The sequence below is a fragment of the Maribacter sp. genome, from assembly GCF_039974175.1.
Lineage (GTDB): Bacteria > Bacteroidota > Bacteroidia > Flavobacteriales > Flavobacteriaceae > Maribacter_C.
The window spans coordinates 1,473,827-1,497,335 of record NZ_JBDWJN010000010.1 but is presented as its reverse complement, the minus strand read 5'-3'; the positions used below and the strand labels follow the sequence as shown (position 1 = coordinate 1,497,335).

The 23,509-nt window shown below is 40.0% G+C and carries 17 protein-coding genes; 14 read left to right on the top strand and 3 right to left on the bottom strand.

Going from position 1 to position 23,509, the window contains the following annotated elements; genetic code table 11:
• Positions 1–353: 353 nt before the first annotated feature.
• The 14 genes from ABJN95_RS15725 (at position 354) to ABJN95_RS15660 (ending at position 20,582) form a co-directional block, all read left to right on the top strand.
• Positions 354–3,398, top strand: a complete 3,045-nt coding sequence (locus tag ABJN95_RS15725) for a TonB-dependent receptor (protein ID WP_348371633.1) — start codon at positions 354–356, stop codon at positions 3,396–3,398.
• Positions 3,399–3,434: 36 nt separating this feature from the next.
• Positions 3,435–5,015, top strand: a complete 1,581-nt coding sequence (locus ABJN95_RS15720) for a RagB/SusD family nutrient uptake outer membrane protein (protein WP_348371630.1) — start codon at positions 3,435–3,437, stop codon at positions 5,013–5,015.
• A 284-nt stretch (positions 5,016–5,299) separates the two neighbouring features.
• Positions 5,300–8,548, top strand: a complete 3,249-nt coding sequence (locus tag ABJN95_RS15715; RefSeq protein WP_348371629.1) for a VCBS repeat-containing protein — start codon at positions 5,300–5,302, stop codon at positions 8,546–8,548.
• Positions 8,548–9,765 carry a family 43 glycosylhydrolase gene (locus tag ABJN95_RS15710; RefSeq protein WP_348371627.1) on the top strand — a complete coding sequence of 406 codons (1,218 nt, stop codon included), beginning with the start codon at positions 8,548–8,550 and terminating at the stop codon, positions 9,763–9,765. Before ABJN95_RS15715 ends, ABJN95_RS15710 begins: the two co-directional genes overlap by 1 nt.
• 20 nt (positions 9,766–9,785) lie before the next feature.
• Positions 9,786–10,802 (top strand): zinc-binding dehydrogenase, encoded by a 1,017-nt coding sequence (locus ABJN95_RS15705; protein ID WP_348371625.1) that lies wholly within the window; start codon positions 9,786–9,788, stop codon positions 10,800–10,802.
• A 72-nt stretch (positions 10,803–10,874) separates the two neighbouring features.
• Positions 10,875–11,639, top strand: a complete 765-nt coding sequence (locus ABJN95_RS15700) for an SDR family NAD(P)-dependent oxidoreductase (protein WP_348371770.1) — start codon at positions 10,875–10,877, stop codon at positions 11,637–11,639.
• A gap of 70 nt (positions 11,640–11,709) precedes the next feature.
• Entirely contained in the window at positions 11,710–13,158 is a 1,449-nt protein-coding gene (gene aldA / locus ABJN95_RS15695) for an aldehyde dehydrogenase (protein WP_348371624.1), read from the top strand.
• On the top strand, positions 13,159–14,250 hold the full coding sequence (locus ABJN95_RS15690) for a mandelate racemase/muconate lactonizing enzyme family protein (protein ID WP_348371621.1): 1,092 nt from the start codon (positions 13,159–13,161) through the stop codon (positions 14,248–14,250).
• A 16-nt stretch (positions 14,251–14,266) separates the two neighbouring features.
• On the top strand, positions 14,267–15,286 hold the full coding sequence (locus ABJN95_RS15685) for an L-rhamnose/proton symporter RhaT (RefSeq protein WP_348371619.1): 1,020 nt from the start codon (positions 14,267–14,269) through the stop codon (positions 15,284–15,286).
• Between the two features lie 20 nt (positions 15,287–15,306).
• Positions 15,307–17,118, top strand: coding sequence for a DUF5060 domain-containing protein (locus tag ABJN95_RS15680; protein WP_348371618.1), 1,812 nt, complete (start codon positions 15,307–15,309; stop codon positions 17,116–17,118).
• Between the two features lie 6 nt (positions 17,119–17,124).
• Entirely contained in the window at positions 17,125–17,700 is a 576-nt protein-coding gene (locus ABJN95_RS15675) for a Crp/Fnr family transcriptional regulator (protein WP_348371617.1), read from the top strand.
• A gap of 119 nt (positions 17,701–17,819) precedes the next feature.
• Complete coding sequence (locus ABJN95_RS15670) at positions 17,820–18,272, top strand: heme-binding protein (protein WP_348371768.1); 453 nt, start codon at positions 17,820–17,822, stop codon at positions 18,270–18,272.
• Positions 18,273–18,299: 27 nt separating this feature from the next.
• On the top strand, positions 18,300–19,826 hold the full coding sequence (locus ABJN95_RS15665; protein ID WP_348371615.1) for a Dabb family protein: 1,527 nt from the start codon (positions 18,300–18,302) through the stop codon (positions 19,824–19,826).
• 42 nt (positions 19,827–19,868) lie between these two features.
• The gene (locus ABJN95_RS15660; RefSeq protein ID WP_348371614.1) at positions 19,869–20,582 is read left to right on the top strand and encodes an SDR family oxidoreductase; all 714 of its coding nucleotides are present in this window, start codon (positions 19,869–19,871) and stop codon (positions 20,580–20,582) included.
• 45 nt (positions 20,583–20,627) lie between these two features.
• Here the strand turns inward: ABJN95_RS15660 and ABJN95_RS15655 are convergent, their stop codons facing one another.
• From ABJN95_RS15655 to ABJN95_RS15645, 3 genes are all read right to left on the bottom strand, one after another.
• On the bottom strand, positions 20,628–21,905 hold the full coding sequence (locus tag ABJN95_RS15655; RefSeq protein ID WP_348371612.1) for a glycoside hydrolase: 1,278 nt from the start codon (positions 21,903–21,905) through the stop codon (positions 20,628–20,630).
• A 182-nt stretch (positions 21,906–22,087) separates the two neighbouring features.
• Entirely contained in the window at positions 22,088–22,444 is a 357-nt protein-coding gene (locus tag ABJN95_RS15650; RefSeq protein WP_348371610.1) for a VOC family protein, read from the bottom strand.
• 290 nt (positions 22,445–22,734) lie between these two features.
• Positions 22,735–23,508, bottom strand: coding sequence for a carbohydrate-binding family 9-like protein (locus tag ABJN95_RS15645; RefSeq protein WP_348371609.1), 774 nt, complete (start codon positions 23,506–23,508; stop codon positions 22,735–22,737).
• Between the last annotated feature and the right edge of the window lies 1 nt (position 23,509).

Here is a 23,509-nt window from a genome sequence, read left to right as displayed (position 1 = left end):
TTCCTCAATATTACCACAGAGTTAAAATAGTGCCATTAATGGTTAATGCTCGCATATTTTAAAAGGAGAATACCCGATAATTTTAATAACAAGATTTAAACGACGTATATGCTTGCCAAGATGGCTAAAAATCGAGCTTAACTAGTTTGTACGCTGTTTCAAAAGATTTGATAGACAATGTTTCAGGTCTAAAATCATTTGTTGTAGAGTTCAAATCATATGTTGTTTGATGCTATAAGAGGATTGTGAATCTTTGGAACGAAGATGTTTTCAGACTTTGTATTCTAAAATCTGTTTTTGGCACAATATGAAAATTTAAATAATAAATCTTTACTCAACTTAAACCAATGATTATGAAAAAACAACTCTTTAAACTTTTAAAAAAATGCTTCCTTACGGGACTGTTTTTTGTGTTAATGGGTATGCAATATGCCTTTGCACAGCAAACGGTTTCGGGAACGATAACGGATGAAACCGGTGGCCCGGTACCAGGGGCGAACATACTGGTACAGGGTACTACTAATGGTACACAAACTGATTTTGATGGTAATTTTACCATTGAAGCCACATCAGATGACGTACTTGTGATTTCTTATTTGGGTTATGCAACACAAAATGTGACTGTTGGAACTCAAACTACCATAAACGTACAACTCGTAGAAGATGCTAGCCAATTAGACGAAGTTATCGTAATTGGTTATGGTACGGCTAAGAAAAGTGATCTTACCGGGGCGGTATCTCGGGTGACTACTGAAGCTTTTGAAGATCAGCCAGTAACCAGAGTGGAAGAAGCCTTGCAAGGAAGGGCGGCCGGTGTAACGGTTGCTCGCGCAAACGGACAACCAGGTGGTGCTATCAAAGTGCGTATTAGAGGTGTTAACTCCTTAGACGGTGACAATAGCCCCTTGGTCGTTATTGATGGTGTTCAGGGCGCAGATCTGACTACGATCAATCCGAATGACATCGCTACGATGGATATATTAAAGGACGCATCTGCAACTGCCATATATGGGGTTAGAGGTTCAAATGGTGTAATTATAATTACAACCAAAAGAGGTACTGGAAAAGGTAGGGTAGCGGTCGACTTTTTTACTACGTTCTCAAGTGTGCCAGATTTTTTACCAACCTTAGCTGACAATCCAGATGAATTCGCGAGAATTGAAAACTTGAGAAGGACTCAAACAGGAGGTAGCCCGATTTTTTCAGATGCAGAGATTGCAAGTTTAGCAGCCAATGGCGGCACCAATTATCAAGATGAATTATTAAGAACAGGAATTAGCGAGAACTTGCAGATTTCCACTAGTGGTTCTGAAGGTAAATTGAGCTATTTCTTATCAGGAAACTATAGAGACGAAGAAGGTGTAGTTATTAATACCGGATTAAAACAACTCTCAGTAAGATCAAACATCGATGCACAAGTTTCTGATAAACTTAAAGTAGGCCTAAATATTTTTGCGGTTAGAGGCGAGGCAAAAAACAACGTACAAAGGTTAGGTAACGGACAAGGTAGTTTTATGTACAAAGCATTGACTTGGGATCCGACCACACCAGTTTTTGATGCTGACGGGAATTACAATCTTCGCTCTATTAAGGGTATTGCTTCACTTAACGATAACCCGGTTCGAACCTTGAACGAAACAGATATTAGAGATATCAATGAGCGCTTGAACGGAGCACTCAATGTGCAGTGGAATATTACGAATAATTTATCTTATGCAATGACCTTAGGGGCACAGGTAAATAATTTCAATGTACAGCGGTATGCAGTAGAAGTGGGTGATGATCAATTACCTCATACCTCGTTTAGTAACAATAAATTCACCTCTTTCCAACTAACGAACATACTTACTTGGCAAAAGGAGTTTGGTAAGCATGATATCAAATTAACCGGTGTTCAAGAATATACCAACGCGAAACGTATTATTAACGGATACAATGCAAATGATTTAAGTTTAGATGGGAAGAATTTCTATTTTGCTGAATTGGCTCCTAATTCGGGGCAAACGGTGAATAACAATTTCTTGCCAAGAGAATTATCCTCTTTTATGCTTCGTGCGGAGTATATTTTAGATAATAATTTATTTCTCACGGCGACCGGACGTTATGACGCCTCTTCAGTTTTTAGGGAAGAAAACAGATGGGGTTTTTTCCCGTCCGTAGCGCTAGCATATAGTCTTAATGACATCCTTGGAGATTCTGAAGCAATAAGTAGTTTGAAGTTAAGAGCCGGATGGGGCCAAGTGGGTAATCAAAATGTAGACCCTTTTGATACCTTCACAACACCAGCATTTAATAGTTATGCTTTTGACGGCAGTTCCGCTCAAGCAGGAACACGATTGAATACGGTAGGAAACCCAGATTTGACTTGGGAAACTACAAGTCAGTTTAACTTTGGTGTGGATCTAGGCTTTAATAATGGCCGTGGAAATCTAACGCTAGAGGCCTTTAAGAAAACAACAACAGACATTCTTTTACCTGTTGCCTTGCCAGATACCTTTGGTGGTAACAATTCACAAATTACAGTTGCCCGTAATGTCGGTGAGATGGACAATAGCGGTATTGACCTTACCTTGGGTTATGATATCATCGATACAGATAATCTAAATTGGAATTCGAACTTCACACTATCTTATGTGAAGAACGAGGTAACCTCATTATATGATGGTTTAGAACGTATCGAGGGTAGATTTACCGCCCCAGGTGGTCAAGGGAACATTTTGAATGGAATTGAAGTTGGGCAACCCATAGGTCAATTCTTTGGCGCGACCTTCTTGGGCACTTGGAAAAGTACTGACAATATTCCTGTAAATTCAGAAGGCAACCCGGTTGCTGTTCCAGGTGCTGCAAAGTATCTACTAGATGAGAACAATGAAATCGTTTTTGGGGCTATCGGTAATGGTACGCCAACTACGACCTGGGGCTGGAATAACTCAGTGAACTACAAAAACTGGGATCTGAATGTTTTTGTTCAGGGTGTTCACGGGTTTGATGTATATAATATTCAACAGGGAGGTATCACAGGTGGAGCAGGAGATTCTAGAAGTTTCCTAGCTAGTGATCAGGTTAATGCATGGACCGCTTCCAATGAAACTGATATTCCTGCATTCGCTCATCTATACGGATCTTCTCGTTATGTAGAAAAAGGAGACTTCATTCGATTGAGCAATTTAGCATTAGGTTACACGCTTTCAGATGTCGCTGGATTGGATGGAACCACCGCTAAAATCTATATCAGCGGACAAAATTTACTATTGATCACTGATTACTCAGGTTACGATCCAGAGGCCACCTCTAGAAGAACAAATAATCAAGGTAATGCAGATGCTGCGGCCGGTATTAATATTGGTGCCTATCCCAATCCGAGAACACTTTCAGTAGGGTTAAAAGTTGGATTTTAATATATCTTTAGAAAAAAAATACAAAATATGAAAACTATGAAATTTAATAAATCATTGAAAGTAAAGCTCTGGATCACAGCGGTTCTAGCTTTCTCCATGACGATTAATAGTTGCGAGCAATTTGATTTGGAAGAAGATCCAACTCAATCCCTATTGGCGGTTGTGCCTTATACTAATCTTGCGGAATTAGACCTTGCTGTAACCGGAATTTACGGACAGTTAAATAAGGCCGCTTGGATGACCACCTTTTACGTAAATGGTTGGTCTGGTGATGACATAACTACACACAGAGCAAGTAATAAAGCAGATTTTAGAGAATATGACCAAAGAAATGTAGTACAGTCTAACGGCCGTACTGCCGTAAATTGGCGCGGGGTGTATTCTATGATATTGGCTGCAAATACAGTGTTGACTAACTTAGAAGGAGTTGAATTAACTGAAAAGGCGGCTCAAGATGTATTAACTGGTGAAACCTACTTTTTAAGAGGTTTGATGTTCTATCAAATGGCTCGTGTTCATGGTAGAATTCCGCTACCCTTAACCATTGAAGTAGATCCTGAAATAGGCTTGGCGTCGCAAGTTGAGGTTTATGAGCAAATTGAGAGCGATTTATTACAAGCTGAAGCATTATTACCAACTTCCACTGCGGTAGGAGCTGCTAAACCTAGTAAGGGTTCCGCAAGGGCAATCTTAGCACGTCTGTATTTAGATTGGGCAGGGTTTCCTGTCAATGACAATTCGAAATATGCTGCCGCGGCAAGTAGCGCCCAATCTGTAATGAACGGAGGCCATGGCTTTGAACTTGTTCCTGATATGTCAACCTTGTATACTGTAGCTGGCAGATTCAACACAGAGTCAGTGTTCACCATTGCTTATTGTGCATCCTGTGGTCTTCCAAACCGTAAGCACGGTAAATTAGGACTCCCTAGTGGCGCTCCAACCAACGGCTGGCAAGAAACTTTTGCAGAAATCCGCTTTTACGAAGATTTCCCAGAAGGTCCGAGAAAAGATGCGACCTATCACGATGCTATGCCTTTGGATGCCGATGGCAATATCATCGCAGACGCGTCAACCACACCTGTCGATTCGCTTCCTTGGACAGAGTTTAAGGATCAACAGAATCCTGTTTTCAGAAAAATCGTTGGACCATTTGAAGAAGGAACCTGGCAAGGCTTTCAAAGTGATCGAAATGATTACTTTATGAGATATGCAGAAGTGTTGCTGATTTTTGCAGAAGCATCAGGAGAAGCCGGAACGGCAGGAGCGGAAGCGTGGGCTGCCTTAAATGCAGTACGCTCGAGAGCGGGTCTTCCAGACGTAAGCGCTGCAGATGGTACGATTCAAGACCTTGCTTTTCAAGAACGCAAATGGGAATTAGCGGGAGAATATCTTCGATGGAATGATTTAGTTCGCAGAGAACAAGTAGAAGCAGCTTTAGGGGGCACTGCTAGAGACCCACAAGTCTCCATCGGAACGGTCTTTGACGGAGATGGAAATCCAACTCCTACGCCTTTGACTGCACCATCTAACCCCATTTTGGGAGGTTTATCTTCTAGTAATTATTTTGCTCCACTTCCGCAAGCGGAGGTCGAACGCTTGCCGAATTTGGCGAATTAATAAAAAGTTGAGTTAGTTTGTTTTTAAGTAGTTCAGCGGTAAGGTATCGGCACTTTACCGCTTTACTTTTCTATGCAAACCGTGGTATAATAAAGGCTGCTGAATGCATTGCATCATTTTAATATTCGTATTTTAGAGTTACTTATTCAGATTTTATTTCGATACTCAATTACAGTATGAGGCCCAATCCAAAAATACTATTCACTTCCTTTTTTACAGTTCTTTTTCTTTTTCAATCATGTGATACACCCAAAGCTACTGAAGAAACAAAAACTGCGAAGAAAATGTTTACTGAAGTTTCTTCAGAATGGTCAAACATAGACTTCGTGAACGTTTTAGAAGAAACCATTGAGTCAAATTATTACCAATATATGTACACCTATATTGGCGGTGGGGTAGCGGTTGGAGATATTAATGAGGATGGGTTGGTAGATTTATATTTTACCTCAAATACTGGAGAAGATAAGCTATATCTAAACAGAGGAGGGCTAGAATTCACCGATATCAGCGAGAAAGCTGGTATTACAAAAAATGATGGGTTTAATACCGGAGTCACCATGGTTGATGCAAACAACGATGGTAAGTTGGATATATACGTGTCGAGAGGCGGATGGAAAGACGACAACGACAAATTTGCCAACCTACTCTATATCAACAATGGAGACGAAACTTTTACCGAAAGGGCTAAAGAAATGGGTTTAGCAGATACAAATCGCACCATACAGACCACATTTTTTGATTTTGATAAAGATGGCGATTTAGATGCATATGTTTCAAATACCCCAGATATAACAAGTAGAACGGAAGTTCTTGATTTAGAAAAGATTCAAAAAGACCCGAAAACCCTTGAACTAAAAGGTAGTGATCGATTATATCAAAATGATGGCAGTGGTCATTTTACAGATGTCTCAAAAAAAGCAGGCTTACAATTTGATATTGGTTTTGGTCTTAATCCACAAGTAGGTGATCTGAATAATGACGGTTGGCCAGATGTGTACGTTTGCAATGATTTTAATGTTCCTGATTTGGTTTATATCAACAACCGCGATGGAACTTTTACAGAATCAAGAGATGAACTTTTCAAGCATATGTCATTCAATAGTATGGGCAGTGACATGGCCGATATCGATAATGATGGCCTACTCGACTTGATGACCTTAGATATGAATCCTTCCGATTATGTTCGATCTAAGACCACAATGGCCATGACTTCTATTGACCAATTCGAACTTATGGTCAATAAAGGGTATCATCAACAATACATGCACAATATGTTGCACGTGAACAATGGCAACAGTTCATTTAGCGAAGTAAGTAAAATGGCGGGAATGGCCGATACTGATTGGAGTTGGTCTATTCTCTCAGCCGATTTCGATTTGGATGGCTTCAACGATATATTCATAACGAATGGCGTCTATCGCGATGTTATGGATCGTGATAAACTTGCTGAAACTTTAGATATTTTAAAATCCAATCAACGCAAACCTACGGACGAGGATTTCCTTCAATTTGCCAAAATGCTCCCTCAGCAAAAATTAAAAAATTACTTTTTTAAGAATAATGGCGATAGAACTTTCAAGGACGTAAGCACGGAATGGACTGACACTACTCCTACTTTTTCGAATGGGGCGGTATATGCCGATCTTGACAATGATGGAGATTTAGATATTGTGGTAAATAATATTAACGATAAGGTCACCCTCCTTGAAAATCACAAAATGAATCCTTACGAGAGAAATTATTACCTCAGAGTAAGTTTAGATGGACCAAGATATAACCAATTTGGTGTAGGTGCCACGGTAAAACTACATTTTGAAAATGATTCGGTTCAGGTAAGAAACCTTGTTAATACTAAGGGTTTCTTATCATCGGTTTCCAACAACTTGCATTTCGGGATGGGTAAAAACCTTAGGGTAAAGAAAATGGAAATTATTTGGCCAGATGGCAAAGTTCAAGAGCTAAATGATGTTATGGCCAATCAATGGTTATATATGAATCATCAATTTGCTGAAGAAAGAATAGATTCAACCAATACTTCTGAAAAGCAAATTTTTCAGAAATTCGATTCTAAAATTGCCCACAAAGATCCCTATTTCAATGACTATGCTATTCAAATACTTTTACCTCACAAATTGTCTCAAACTGGTCCAGGGGTAGCCAAAGCCGATATTAATGGAGATGGAATTGACGATCTTTTTATAGGTGGAGGTCATATGCAAAGCGGACTACTACTTTTAGGAAGGGCCAACGGTACGTTCACCCTCCTTAAAAGCACTGCGCTGTCGGCCGATAAACAAAATGAAGATGTAGGAGCCACTTTCTTCGATGCGGATAATGATGGTGACAATGATCTGTATGTGGTCAGTGGCAGTTATGAATTCATGGAAAATCCGCGATTACTCGTAGATCGATTGTATGTAAACGATGGTAAAGGAAATTTCACGAAAGATACCAATGCTATTCCTGAAGTAGGAATTGCCGGTTCTATAGTTGTACCTTCTGATTTTGACAATGATGGCGATATAGACCTTTTTCTTGGAGGTAGGGTAATAACTGGTAAATATCCGTATCCAGCAAGTAGCTTGTTGCTTGTAAATGAAAGCGGCAAATTTACTTTCCAGAATGATAAATTGGCTCCAGAACTCAATGGTGTCGGACTTGTAACGGATGCCGAATGGATAGACATCAACAATGACAATAAAATCGATTTGATAATTACGGGTGAATGGATGGGAGTGCAAATATTCTTGAATCAAAACAACCAACTGGTCAGGGCTGATGGCTACAACGCATTATCAAAAGCAGTTGGATGGTGGAATGAATTACTAGTGGCGGATATTGATAATGATGGTGATAAAGATATTATTGCAGGTAACTTGGGGCTGAATTATAAGTTTCACGCTTCCTATGAAAAACCCTTTGAAATTTATACTTCCGATTTTGATTATAACGGTTCTGAAGATATCATTCTTGCTAAAGAGTACCAGGGGAAACAAGTACCTATTCGTGGAAAAACCTGTATGACACAACAGTTACCCTATTTATCAAAAACAATACCTACATACAATGATTTCGCTAGCAAGGACTTAAAAAGTATTGTAGGCCAAGGTATTGAATCGGCCCTTCACTACGAAGCTACCGAGTTTCGCTCTGGTATTTTTAAAAACAATGGAGCGAAGGGCTTTTCTTTTGAACCCTTTGAAAACCGAGTGCAACAATCACCAATCAATAGTATTTTGTTTTCTGATTTCGATGGTGACGGAATAAAAGACCTTCTATTGGCCGGAAACAATCACCAGTCAGAAGTTGAAACAACTAGATCTGATGCGGGAATAGGGTCTTTTTTAAAGGGAAATGGCAATGGTGATTTCCAATATGTTACCAATTTAGAATCTGGATTTTTTGCAGATAAAGATGTTCGAAATATGATACTTACACAAACAGACAAACAAAAGACAGTCGTAGTTGTTAACAATAATGATACGCATGATTTTTTCAGAATCGATTCCAAAAATGACAAAGCACAACACTAATGAAAAATAGGTTTAAGATTTTAAATGCAGTAGTTCTTGTTGTGATTTTAACAGCATGCACAGATTCAATAGCAACCAAATCAAATGAAAAAATGGCTAAAAAATCCATCGAAATATCAGATCAACAAATGGATAAATTAGGTATTACAAACAGAGAATACCTAAGCGCAGCATCTAAGCGGGCATTGCAATGGCCTACCAATTTAGGAAACGAATGGTTTATCGAATTTAGCGGGCCACAGTCACTAAAAGGAGATTTGGCTCACGAACCAGGAGTAGTGAGAAGAGACCCGAGCGCAATGATTAAAGAAAATGGCAAGTATTATGTTTGGTATTCAAAAAGTATAGGTAAAACCCAAGGTTTTGGAGGTGATATTGAAAATGAAAAGGTCTTCCCGTGGGATCGATGTGATATTTGGTATGCCACATCGGAAGATGGTATTACCTGGAAAGAGGAAGGTATGGCCGTACCAAGAGGGGAAAAAGGAGCCTACGATGACCGTTCTGTTTTTACGGTCGAAATTATGAAATGGGAAGGCAAATATTACCTCTGCTACCAGACGGTAAAATCTCCTTACAACGTTCGGGTGAAGAACCAAGTAGGATTAGCTTGGGCCGATTCTCCGAATGGTCCATGGACCAAAAGCAAAGAACCCATCTTGAGCCCAGCTGATAATGGGGTTTGGAAGGGAGAGGAGCAAAACCGGTTTATGGTTGAGAAAAAAGGAGACTTTGACAGCCATAAAGTTCATGATCCCTGCATACTTCCGTACAAGGGAAAGTTCTATTTATACTATAAGGGTGAACAAATGGGTGAAGAAATCACCTTTGGTGGGCGTCAGATTCGACATGGAGTTGCCATTGCAGATAATCCAAAAGGACCGTATGTAAAATCTCCTTATAATCCGATTAGCAATAGCGGACATGAAATTTGTGTATGGCCTTATAATGGAGGTATAGCATCTTTAATTACTACCGATGGGCCAGAAAAAAATACCATTCAATGGTCCCCTGACGGAATCAATTTTGAAATCATGTCTTCTATAAAAGGTGCGTCACATGCTATAGGGTTGAACCGAACGGCGGATAATGAAAAAGAACCTACCGAGATATTGCGTTGGGGGTTGACCCATATGTACAATAACTATGATGAGCAGAGTATTATGCGTTTTACGTCAAAACGAAGAACCACACATAAGGCGAAAGGGGTAAAATAAAATAATTTAAAACGGTACCATTGAGAGCAACACGATATCAAGGAAATAAGACTTTTTCGGTAATCGAAAAAGAAAAGGAAAACCCATTAAGGGGCGAAGTACGAATTAAGGTGGCCTACTCCGGCGTTTGTGGCACCGACATGCATATTTACCATGGCATGATGGACAAACGGGTTAATATTCCTGTGACCATAGGCCATGAGATGTCAGGAATAATTGATGCTTTGGGAGAAGGAGTTTCCGGATTTTCTGAGGGAGAGAAAGTGGTTGTACGGCCGTTAGATGATAGCGGTGTCAAACCCTCGGATAAAGGCTTTAATCATATCTGTGAAGATTTAAAGTTTATTGGAATTGACAGCCCAGGTTCCATGCAGCAATATTGGAACGTTCCTGCTTTTACCCTGCACAAACTCAAAGCTGAAACCGACTTAAAATTAGCCGCGTTAATAGAACCCCTTTCCGTAGCCGTTCACGATGTGCGCTTGAGTGAATTACAGGCAGGGGAGACGGCAGTTGTTTTAGGTGGGGGTCCAATAGGACTTCTAGTAGCCATGGTTGCCAAGGAAACTGGGGCCAAGGTGATTGTTTCTGAAGTCAATCCGAAAAGAATAGAAAAAGCAAAGGAATTAGGACTGAATGCCGTGAACCCTACCCAAATCGATTTGGTGGAATATGTCAAAGAACAGACCGATAACAGGAGAGCTGATGTGGTGTTCGAAGTGGCGGGGGTGCAACCAGCCTTAGATGTAATGACCGAAGTGGCAGGAATTCGTGGACGAATTTTAATGGTTGCCATTCACGGGCAAAAAAGAGAAGTAGACCTATTTAAATTCTTTTGGAAAGAGTTAAAACTAATTGGAGCAAGGGTTTACGAGAAAGAAGACTATGAAGTTGCCATTGATCTAATTACGAAAAATGAACTTCCTTTTGAAAAAATGATAACCGATGTACAACCACTGACCAATATTCAACAGGTATTTGAAAATATTGATAACAATCCTGATGGTATGAAGGTGTTGATGGATTGTCAGAATTAAGTTTAAGAGTCAAGTTCAAAACAGATTTCCATTGTTATGGAAATGAAAATAAACAGCATCTAAATAATGAGCATATTAAATCAATTTAGTTTAAAGGGAAAGACAGCTTTGGTCACAGGTTGCAAGCGCGGAATCGGTAAGGCCATGGCCATTGCTTTGGCGGAGGCCGGTGCGGATATAATCGGTGTAAGTGCTTCACTAGAAGAATACGGTAGTATGGTCGAACAAGAGGTAGAGGGTATTGGGCGAAAATTTATGGCCTACCAATGTGATTTTAGTAAGCGCGAAGCCCTTTATGAATTCGTAAAGCAGCTAAAAGATGATTTCCCTAAAATCGATATTCTAGTAAACAACGCAGGAACTATACTTCGTGCTCCTGCCATTGAGCATTCTGATGCGTATTGGGACAAGGTCATTGAGGTGAACCAAACCGCTCAATTTGTCTTAACTAGAGAAATCGGAAAGGAAATGGTAGCAAGAGGCGAAGGTAAAATTGTTTTTACCGCTTCCTTGCTGACTTTTCAAGGAGGAATTACTGTTCCTGGTTATGCTGCAAGTAAAGGTGCTATTGGGCAAATGACCATGGCCTTTGCCAATGAATGGGCCGGTAAAGGGGTTAACGTAAATGCCATAGCCCCTGGGTATATTAGTACCGATAATACGGAAGCTTTACGGAATAATCAGGAAAGGAATGAGTCTATTTTAGCTAGAATTCCGGCAGGTCGCTGGGGACAACCTGAAGACTTTAAAGGGCCTATAGTATTCCTTTGTTCGGAAGCTTCCGATTACATGCACGGTGGAACCATGCTAGTCGATGGCGGCTGGATGGGGCGTTAATACTTTCCCTCCTATCAAGGAGGAACTAAGAGGTGTAAACTCTACAATAAATTAAGCAATACAAATACTTATGCTCGCCACAGACTATAAACTATTCATAAATGGAAACTGGGTCAATTCTGGCACCGTAGACACCGATACAATTCTGAACCCAGCCAATGAAGAGGCAGTGGGCACGGTTCAAAAAGCCTCTGAATTGGATGTTGTAAGCGCTTTAGAAGCAGCAGAAAAAGCTCAGCTAGCTTGGCGCAGGCTTCCGTCAAGAACACGAGCAGAAAAACTTCGGGCCTTTACCTCGGAAATCAGAAAAAACAAGGAAGAGCTCGCAAAATTAATTACTGCTGAACAAGGAAAACTTTTGAAGGTGGCAAAATTTGAGGTTGAGGTCACCTGTACCTTTATCGAATACGCTTGTGAATGGGCTCGCCAAATTGAGGGTGATATCATCCCATCAGATAATCCAAATGAACAAATATGGATTAACAAAGTTCCTAAAGGCGTTGTGGTGGCCATTACCGCCTGGAATTTTCCCTTAGCATTGGCCGGAAGAAAATTGGGTCCGGCATTGGTTACGGGCAACACCCTAGTGCTCAAACCTACTCCCGATGCTCCACTTTCGACACTTGCATTATGTGATTTAGCACAAAAAGCGGGAATTCCTGATGGGGTTATCAATATGGTTACTGGCGGTGTTGAAGTTGGGAAGGCTTTAGTGGAAAACCCAATTACCAAAATGGTAACCATGACTGGAAGTACTCCAACCGGACAAGCCATAATGAAATCTGCGGCAACCAATCTTACGCAGGTGCAACTTGAATTGGGAGGAAAAGCCCCTTGTATCATTTTTGAAGATGCCGATATCGACATAGCTGTGGCGGGAGCATTGCATTCCCGTTTTGACAACGCAGGACAGGTATGTACCTGCAACGAGCGCATGTACGTACATGAAGCTATTTACGATGTTTTTATGGAGCAATTTCTCGGAAAAGTTAACCAGCTGAAGCTAGCTGATCCGACCGAACTCTCTACAGATATCGGACCGCTAACAACTAAAGGGTCACTAGAACATATCGAAAAACTCGTCAGTGAAACGGTTCATGAGGGAGGAAAAGTATTGGTCGGAGGAAAACGACCATCTGGTGCACAGTTTGAAAAAGGCTATTGGTTTGAACCCACTATAATTGCTGATTGTACCCAAGAAATGAATATTGTTCATGAGGAAATCTTTGGACCCGTTCTGCCAGTAATTAAGTTTAAAAACTTTGATGAGGTTATCGGTTATGCCAACGATTCTGAATTCGGCTTAGCGGCCATGGTATTTACCAATGATATGAATAAAATAATGCGTCTGAGCGATGCATTGGAATTTGGGGAAATTTATATTAACAGAGGACATGGCGAACAGCACCAAGGGTTTCATAACGGACTAAAGTTAAGCGGTACCGGCGGTGAAGATGGCAGATATGGAATGGAACAATACCTAGATAAAAAGACTTCTTACGTTAGATTTAAGGCATAAATGAGCACAAAGATTCGACACGTAAATTGCAAACTATTTCAGGTTCCGCTACCCGAAGTGTTGAACGATGCCAAACATGGCGATCATACGCATTTCGAACTGGTTACTACAACAATCGAACTGGAAGATGGAAGCCACGGTACCGGGTATACCTATACTGGTGGAAAAGGTGGACATGCTATCAAAGCCCTTGTGGAATATGACATTGCTCCGGCATTAATTGGACAGAATGGCGCTGATATTGAAGCCGTTTATGATTTTATAGAATGGCACATGCACTATGTGGGAAGAGGCGGAGTTGTCTCCTTTGCCGCCTCAGCTATTGATATTGCCTTATGGGATATCAAATGTAAAAAGGCAAATCAACCGCTTTGGAAAATGGCTGGTGGAGCTGGAAATACTTGCAAAGCCTATCGCGGCGGAATTGATTTGCAGTTCCCGATTCCGAAATTATTGAAGGATATCGATGGCTATTTGAAAGCTGGTTTCAATGCAGTCAAAATCAAGATTGGCCGAGATAATTTAGATGAAGATATCGAACGTATAAAAGCAGTACGCGATTTTATAGGTTCTGATGTGACTTTTATGGTAGATGCCAATTATTCCATGTCGGTCGAAAAAGCCATAGCGGCCATTGAGCAATTTAGATTATACGATATCACCTGGTTCGAAGAACCTATACTTCCTGATAATTACAAAGGCTACGCGGCAATTTCAGATGCTACTGGTTTTCCCTTGGCAATGGGAGAAAACCTACACACCATATACGAGTTTGAATATGCAATGGAACAAGCCAAATTATCGTTTTTGCAACCAGATGCCTCAAACTGTGGCGGAATCACGGGTTGGTTGAAGGCGGCACAATTAGCCAACAAATACAACATACCTGCATGTTCTCATGGCATGCAAGAATTGCATGTAAGTTTGGTATCGGCTCAACCCAATTCGGGTTGGCTAGAAGTACACAGCTTTCCAATTGACCAATACACTAAAAAACCGCTGGAAGTAGAAAATCATCATGCTGTTGCCCCCAATACTCCGGGAATTGGAGTTGAATTCGATTGGGAGAAATTGAATCCATATAAATGTTGACTGAACAAGAAGAATTATGACCATTGGAATATTGCTTGCCATTTTTGCAGGTCTCATGTTGGGACTTTATGCCCTTCCGGAAAAGTTTACAAAAGATTTCAAATATGAGAATACGTGGAGTCTCTTCTTTTTGTTGACCATGTTCGTGGTTCCGATTATCGCCTCAGTTACGTTCATAAACGGTTTTTCAGATGTCTTTGGAAATATGCCCACAGCTATTTGGATTAAAATGGCATTAACAAGTTTCCTTTGGGGAATTGGTGTGATGATGTGGAGTAAAGCAATTAATCATATTGGCCTTTCTCTGGGGTTTTCATTGTTTATTGGCACCGTGATTCTAGTAGGGTCACTACTTCCTTTTATTGTTGATGGGCTACCGCAAAACAATGTTTTGTTGTTTATTCTACTCGGAATTGTCATTGTACTCATTGGGGTTATACTAAATGGAAAAGCTGGACTCATACGTGAAAAAGATGAGGAAAAGCAAGGGGGAGATGCTGAGGAAAAGAATAAAAAGTCAATGACTACGGGTATTTTAATAGCTGTAATTGGGGGCTTACTAGCTACAGGGTTTAGCTACGCAAATGCCGCGGGAGCAACCTATTTGCACGAAGCTTTAAAGCACTATGATAACCCCGACTGGGTTACGGGAGTGGCCGTTATGTTTCCTATTTTTATCAGCGGTGGAATAGTCATGGCAGCGTATTTTCTTTGGCAATTGAGTGCTAAAAATGCCTGGGGAGATTTCAAGACAAGCTCTTTCGGGAAAAACTTCTTTTTAATTCTGATCATGGCCGTCTTTCACTATGCGGCATCAGCCTTATTCGGTTATGCGGCTTCGAAATTGGGAGCGGCTGGAAATACCGTAGGTTATGCTATTTTTAATACATCAGCTGTTGCAACAGCTATTGTAAGCGGATTGATAACCAAAGAATGGGTAAAGGCTTCTTCAAAGGCACGTTTGGCTCTATATGGCGGTTTGGCGTGTATGATTATCGGCATAGTTATTATAGCTTATAGCAAAAGTTTGACCTAATTTTTTAATACAATATGAAAATGAAAAAATCAATTGTAGTACTTATTGCTTTTCAAATGCTTTTGGGGTATCACAGTATGCCAGCGCAAGAAATTCAAGGAGAGTTAAAACAATGGCACAAGGTTACTTTAGTATTTGAAGGTCCGGAGACTTCAGAACAAGCAGATGAGAATCCATTTTTGAATTATCAACTGAATGTGACCTTTACACATTTAGGTACACAGGAAGTATTCACTGTTCCTGGTTATTATGCAGCAGATGGTAATGCTGCCCATACTGGAGCGGAATCAGGAAATGTTTGGAAAGTACATTTTGCTCCAAATAAAACAGGTGAATGGACCTATACGGTGGCTTTCAAAAAAGGAAAATGGGCAGCTGTACGGGTTTCTGAAAAAATAAAGAGTGCTGAGTTTATGGATGGTGTAACGGGAAAAATTGCCATTGCCGATTCTGATAAATCTGGAAAGGATTTTAGAGGAAAAGGGAGGTTGCACTATGTTGGCGAACGTTATTTAAAATTTTCAAATGGAGAGTACTTTTTAAAGTGCGGTGCTGATGCTCCAGAAAACTTTCTAGCCTACGACCAATTTGATGGCACATTTCAAAACGACGGTCACAAAGATGATTTGGTCAAGTCGTGGTCACCACATCTGAAAGATTGGAAGGAAGGCGATCCAACCTGGGCATCTGGAAAGGGTAAAGAAATTATTGGGGCAATCAATTACTTAGCGTCGAAAGGAATGAATGCATTTTCATTTTTGACCATGAACATTGCCGGAGATGACCAAAATGTTTTCCCTTATGTAGATTACGATACTTGGGATCGATTTGATACTTCAAAATTGGACCAGTGGGAAATACTTTTCGAACATGCCGATACGTTGGGGATGTTTCTTCATTTCAAAACCTTGGAGCACGAAAATCAGGGACTATTAGATAACGGCGGAACCGGTTTATTTACAAAACTGTATTATCGAGAATTGGTCGCTAGATTCGGACATCATTTGGCTTTGAACTGGAATCTAGCGGAAGAAACCGGTGACTGGACAGAAACGCCACCTACATTCCCTTTGGATGCTACGGAACGGATTCGCTTGGCAGCATATGTTTCTTCAATTGATCCGTACAAACATCATTTGGTCATTCATAATGGTGCATGGTTCGACCCGATTTATGGGCCAAACACAAAATTTACAGGAGCTTCGTTGCAAACAAATAATGAAAAGTTTATCAATGTCCATCCCTGGACCTTAAAAGTATTGAAAGAAGCTAAAGACGCCGGTAAAGTTTGGGCGGTTGCTGTAGATGAACCGGGTGATCACAGGCATTCACTACTTCCTGATGCTGAAGATCCATCTCATGACATCCCAAGAAAAAATGCTTTATGGGGCGCTATGATGGCCGGTGCATGGGGTACCGAATGGTATTTTGGCTATGAACATCCTCATTCTGATTTGACGCTACAAGACTATCGTTCTCGTGACCTATGGTGGGAACAAGGAAAAATTTGTCTAGACTTTTTTAAGGATAACAAAATTCCTGTTGGGGAAATGAAATCTAACGATGGATTGATTTCTTCTGAAGGCGATTATGTTTTGGCCAATGAAGGAAGTAGTTACGTGGTGTATCTTAAAAATGGTGGGGAGTCAAATTTGGATTTAGGGGACTCAGATGCGGTATTTGACATTTCATGGTACAACCCTAGAACAGGAGGTGAACTACAAAAAGGAAAAAAGAAAACGGTTTCAGGTTCTGGTATGCAATCGCTTGGGCTTGCTCCGGTAAAAAAAGAAAGGGATAAAGATTGGGTGATATGGGTAACAAAATTGTAGATAGCAATGTCCTACGATTTGCTACAACAAAACATAAAGAAAAATGTAAACCTCTCTGCCGAAGAACTTGATGTTGTTTGCAATTATTTCAAACCCAATAGTATAAAAAAGAAGGAATTTTTATTAACTCAAGGAAGCATCTGTAAATTCGAAGGCTTTGTGGTAGAAGGATGTTTTAGGGTTTTTACTTTGGACAAAAATGGCAACGAAAATACCCTATATTTTGCGGCTAAAGATTGGTGGTTGATGGATATTGATAGTTTTATGAATCAAACCGCGTCCGATTTGAATATGCAGGCTTTAGAAGACAGTAAGGTGCTTTTAATTAGCAGAAGCAATAAAATTGCCTTATATGAATCTCTTCCGGTAGTAGAAAAGCTCTTCCGTATTATGTTTCAAAAAGGGTTGGTTTCATGGCAAAGGCGCTTAGTACGTAATCATTCTTCTACAGCAAAAGAGCGCTATTATCATTTTGTAGAAACATATCCAGAAATCTCATCTAAGATTACCGATAAACAAATAGCCGCATATTTAGGTATTCGTCATGAATTTTTAAGTAAGATTAAAAAAAGTTCAAATTAATTTATCGGAGTTGAACTAGTTCAACTTTTAATAGACGTTCATTCAAGATATTTACAAATCTAAAATTGTAAATAGTGATGAAAAACAACATTATATTTCCAGCAAGTATTAGCTACTTAATGGTATTTATTCTTCTCAATACCGCTGCTGTTTTTGCGCAAAGCGCTGCCGATATTTCACACGAAGAAGGCTTACAGGCCGTTTTGGCCGCAAAGGAAAAAGCGGAAGAATTAGATGTCTTGGTCAATATTGCCGTCGTCGATGCAGGGGCGAACTTAAAAGCTTTTATTCGCATGGACGATTCTTTTTTAGGAAGTATAGACATAGCCATAAAAAAAGCGAAAACATCGCGATATTTTGATATTGATACGGGTGATTTGGGCAAGCTTTCCCAACCCGGTGGAATTATCTATAATATTGAACTTTCCAATGGCGGCCTCATTACCTTTCCTGGCGGTGTTCCTCTAAAAAATGAGGAAGGCAAAATAATCGGGGCTATTGGGGTAAGTGGCGGAACCATTGAACAAGACCATGAAATTGCAACTGCCGGTGCCAATGCGATTATAGAATAGTCTCTAAAATGAATAAAGCATAAAATTATGAGTAATCTAAAAATACACTTTGTTTTTGTTCTAGTGCTAATATCACAATGCTGCTGGTCTCAAGCTACAGATGATTTAATGCCTTATCTGCAAGATTTTAAAAGCCTATCTGCAAACAATACGGTAACCATTACCAGTTATGAAAAGGACGGAAATCATTATGTATATGCCGGGGGATTTGGAGGTATTGATATATTCAGCTTAGATAAAGAAGGAAAGCTAACGCCAATTGGTAGCCAGGCGCTTTATAAGAAAGAAGGACCTGCAAGGGGAATGGTTGCTGACAATATTAACGGTTCAGACTTTTTATTTGTAGCAAATAAGCACGGTAACGCCATTGAAACATTTAAGATTTTGGAGCATGGACTACTGGAACAGGTTTCCTTAACCATGGATACTGATGAAACTCACCTCGGTATAGCCATAACCTTGCAGGTTGTTCATATGAAGCAAGCATCCTACCTATTTATTGGAGGTTTAGAAGAAACTCCTGGCCTAAGTAGTTTTAAGATAGAAGATGACGGAAAACTAAGTCATGTGCAATCTATGAAAGATGATGAAAAAATCTTTACCGATGGCATTATCGGGATGTCTATACATAAAATAAAAGGAAAAACATTCTTATATACCGGAGGATTTCAAGACAATGGTGTAAGTAGTTTTAGGGTTTATAACAACGGTTCGTTTAAAAATATCAACAACATTGGAGATAATACAACCAATAGGTATTTAACGGGAGCCTATCCAGTAACTGGAGTACAACTAGCTGAGAATTATTATGTGGTAGTAGGTCATAGACATCATAAATATTACAAGAGAGGAAGTGGTTTTATTAAAAATCCCGACTTTGTTTACCATGGCGATGGCGTTAGTGTTTTCAAAGTAAATAAGCAAGGAGCTTTGCAACCGCATTTTGTTTTAAAAGATGATGAACGCACCAAGTTGCAGGGGCAAACAAGAATTGAAATTGTTTCGGTAAATACCAATGAGGCGATATTAGCTGTTGGAACCAGAGACGATGCTAGTATTCAACTGATCAAATTAGATGAATACGGAACACTTACGCCCTTAAATTATCTGGAAACAGGCTTCTCCATATATTATGGCTTACGGGCCCATAAAGTAGCGGATGTCAACTTTTTAATAGCAGGCTCTAACAGATTTGATTTAAAAAAGGTGGCGGCCTACAAGCTTTCTCCAAAAATTAATAGGAGCGATCAAGTTTTAAGGCATATTGTAAACCTAAAGTATAAGGAAAATGCCACCGAAACCCAAGTTGAAGAAGCGGTAAAAGCTTTTCTAGATCTTAAAAACGAAATCCCAGAAATTGAGCATATAGAATGGGGAGTTAACGATAGTAAAGAAGGTGCCAGCAAAGGTTTAACCCATACGTTTACGCTGACCTTCAATGACTATCACGGCAGAGAAATTTATTTATTTCACGAAGCACATATTGCCTTGGTTAATACAATAGGTCCGATAATAGGTGATGTTTTGGTTATGGACTATTGGACGGATAAGTAAGGTGTTTTCTTATTGATTTTTACCATTAAACAACGCTAAATAATGAACAAAACAGCATACATCACAGGAGGGTCAAAGGGTATTGGATTAGGAATAGCCCAGGTTCTATTGAAAGAAGGTATCAACGTTGCCATTTCGGCAAGAACCCAAAGTGACTTAAAGACCGCCGAAGAACATCTAAAAGCAATAGGAAAAGGAGAAGTTATCGTCATCCAATCAGATGTGAGAAACTTAGCTAATGAAGAAAGTGCGATTCAAAAAGTAGTTGCTACATGGGGTCGGTTAGATTACTGTATTGCCAATGCGGGAATAGGAAAATTTAGTGCCATTGATGAAATGACGGTTGAAGATTGGAATGCAGTGGTTGATATAAATTTGACTGGGGTATTTCATACCGTTAAAGCTTGTATACCAGCACTTAAAAAATCCAAGGGCTACATTATTACCATGGCGAGTTTGGCAGGAACTAATTTTTTCCAAGCCGGAGCGGCTTATAATGCCAGTAAATTTGGTCTAGTTGGTTTTTCTCAGGCAATTATGCTCGATTTAAGACCTTACGAAATTAAAGTAACGACTATTATGCCAGGTTCGGTAGCCACTTTTATTAACGGGCAAACACCTTCTGAGAAGGATGATTGGAAAATTCAACCAGAGGATATTGGGCAAATGGTAGCTGATTTATTTCGAATGAATCCTAGAACTTTACCCAGTAAGCTTGAAGTAAGACCTTCTGTTCCGCCTTCTGCAAGGAAGTAGAATGTTTAAAGGAAAAAAAGATTGTATACTAAGGTTACGAAAGACCTATTTTGTGGCTTCCTTGATGCGTTTTAATTGTGCCTCTGTAAGTCCGAACTTGAAATTGATAGAGGAATCATTGAAAATATCGGTTTCTTTCATCAAAGGATCATGAATATCAAGACTAAGGTCGCAATCAAACCTCGCCAGCATACTATGACTTTTGCCTTCTGACCGTCCAATGTTGCGAAAATGGCAGAGCCCCCATGTAATTCCCCGGCCATTTCCATTGTCTTCAAACGCATCTGGAATATGTGCACCAGGTGCTATTGGCATTAAGACTGTAATGGATGCTATTTCAAAGTTTACACCGTCTGGGGCATATTGAATGGTATTGTGTTCAAGCCCATGCCTACTAACCAGGGCCGCCAATCCTTCCTTAAAAGGGAATAGTGAGGTTTCGTGACCAGAATTAATTACCGGATTCAAAGGATGTTTCTCAAAAGGCCCGAAAGGGTCCTCCGAAATTGCAAGTCCCTGAGCCCTCACATTTGGGCTTCCTCCCATTTCACCCTTGTAATAAATATAGATTTTATCACGGTATACAAGTGGATACGGATCATGAATGACATATTGGTCCCATGTGCCTTCGGGTCCATTATCAAGCACTACTTTATTTGAGGGTATCCATGGTCCATCTGGCGAGTCAGAAACCGATGCTGCCACTGGGCAATCGTCACCGCCTGTACCCTTCGAATTTTCTCCTCCCGGCATTGCCGTATATGCTTGGTAGTATAGATAATAGTTGCCTTTATAAACTAAGATATCGGGCGTTGAAACAGATCGCCAACCCGGATTTGGTTTTTCAGTGCGCGGTACGGCAACTCCTTGTTCTTTCCAAGTAAATCCGTCATCACTGGTGGCATACCATATTTCAGCAAGATCCCAATCTTTGTTTGGTATGGTATCATTCCCCATTTTACCATCTATGGGTGGCACACTTGTTTCTCTGTGGGTATACCAAACGTAATACTTTCCATTGATCTTGAGCACCTTGCTAGCATCACGTCTAGACACCGTACCATCGTGATTGTGATAATCAAAACCCTTAAGTGGCGTGTATTTGAAATTAGAAAACAATTCATTCGTAGCGGCTTCCAGTCCACCATAAGAATTATCATAGACTCGATTGAAGGCTTTACTTAATGGGGTTTTAGGTTTCTCTCTCGGAATATTTCCATATGGAAAGCCAGTCGGAAAATCATCTACTACACCTCTTTTTTCAGAATCGCCGCAAGAAAAAACTATGCTTAGAATACCAAATAGAAAGATGCACTTTTTCATAATTAATTTTTAGAAGTTAAGGACAATCATTTTGCAATTCAACAAAATTCATTAGTACAATACGGTTGACATGCTACTCATTTTTTAGAACTATACGAATTGGTACCTAGTAGCGATCGACCCGCTATTACTATCGTCATCATTTTAGACTAGGTGAACGAAGTTGATGATTTCCGTTCACATTAGTCCTCCCAAGAAGAAAGGCCAATAATCTCGCCGTTTGGCCCCACAAAAAATGTGTATTTATCTTGAATATAGTTTTCATTTTCTAGTTCATATCCCTCTTCTTTTAATTTGTCACCAATAGGGCCAATGTCATTGACCTTTAGCATGAAGTGATTATGGTTGGTATTCCCAATCGGACCTATGGTGTGTTTAAATTCAGGTGCGGTGACCGATAGCCCGATGGTCAAGTCGTCTGCTCTCAATTTCATGACCAGCATTCCTTCGAGACCCGGACCGTGGAGCACCTCAGCGTCCTCCATTTTGAATCCGAGAATTTCCCTGTATAGCTTCAGGCTTTTCTCTAGTTCGAGCACATGAATGCTTATAAATCTTAGGCCCGTGACCCTTGCTCTTGATTCGCTTTCTTCACTTTCAAGTATCGAGTCCGTACCTTGGCCGAAACCATGGCTTGTGAATGAGAAGAGGAATGTTACAAGGATACAACACCTCCAAACAAGGTAGGATCTAATATCTTCTTTTCTTTTCATACTGTAATAAAATTAATTCGTTCTTTCGAATTGTAAAAAATTAGACAAGGCCTTTTGTTGCCAACTAAATGTGCCATTTTCCAGATGCTTATGTTCTTGAATTAATCTGGTATAGATCAATCAACGAATTCCATTAGACCAAATCGATTGGCCTGATGTACATTTTTGGAGATGTCATAAATAGGAAAAATGGTTGAGGTAGCCCTGCGATTACCTTCAGCATCGTTGCGGTCTTGACGAATTGCAAGAAAGGCCCATTTATTTCCGGATTGAACCGGAACAAATGTGCCCAAACCATCAAAATTAGAGATGGGAATGGCCAGTTCCATGGTCCATCCTACATCAACATCAGAATTGTCATTTACGGTTCCTTCGTAGCTAACCTCCACATCAAAATCAGGATTAAAAGTCTTTAGAATACCATGCTGGCCTTGGTAAAAATCATTAAAATAAACAAAATCGTTTGATGCTTTGTACAGGTTTAATTCATAACCAATATGCGTATCTAAGCTATCGGGCACGGTAATAAAAAAAATTTCAGCACAATCATCTAGATAGGGCTCTCCATCGCGCTTGGTTTCCCTAGCGGTTAGATATTTATCTTCCATTTGGTAAAACAAATACAGATTTTTTTCATCCCAAAGCATTCGAAAGGTAGTTTTTTGTTGGTCATTAGCTTGGTTGATACGATAAAAATTATCGAAGGTTCTCGATTCTGTATTAGCCCAGATTTCTTCTTGCATTATACCGTCAACAACAATCTCTTCCTTTGCTTTAGATACTTTGAAAATAGGCTGCTCTCCAAGGGAAAGCTTTTTGCCATCCTGAGAGGAGACAGCAGAACTACCCAGTGCTAAGAAAAACAAAAAACAAATGCGCAATCCAGTCATT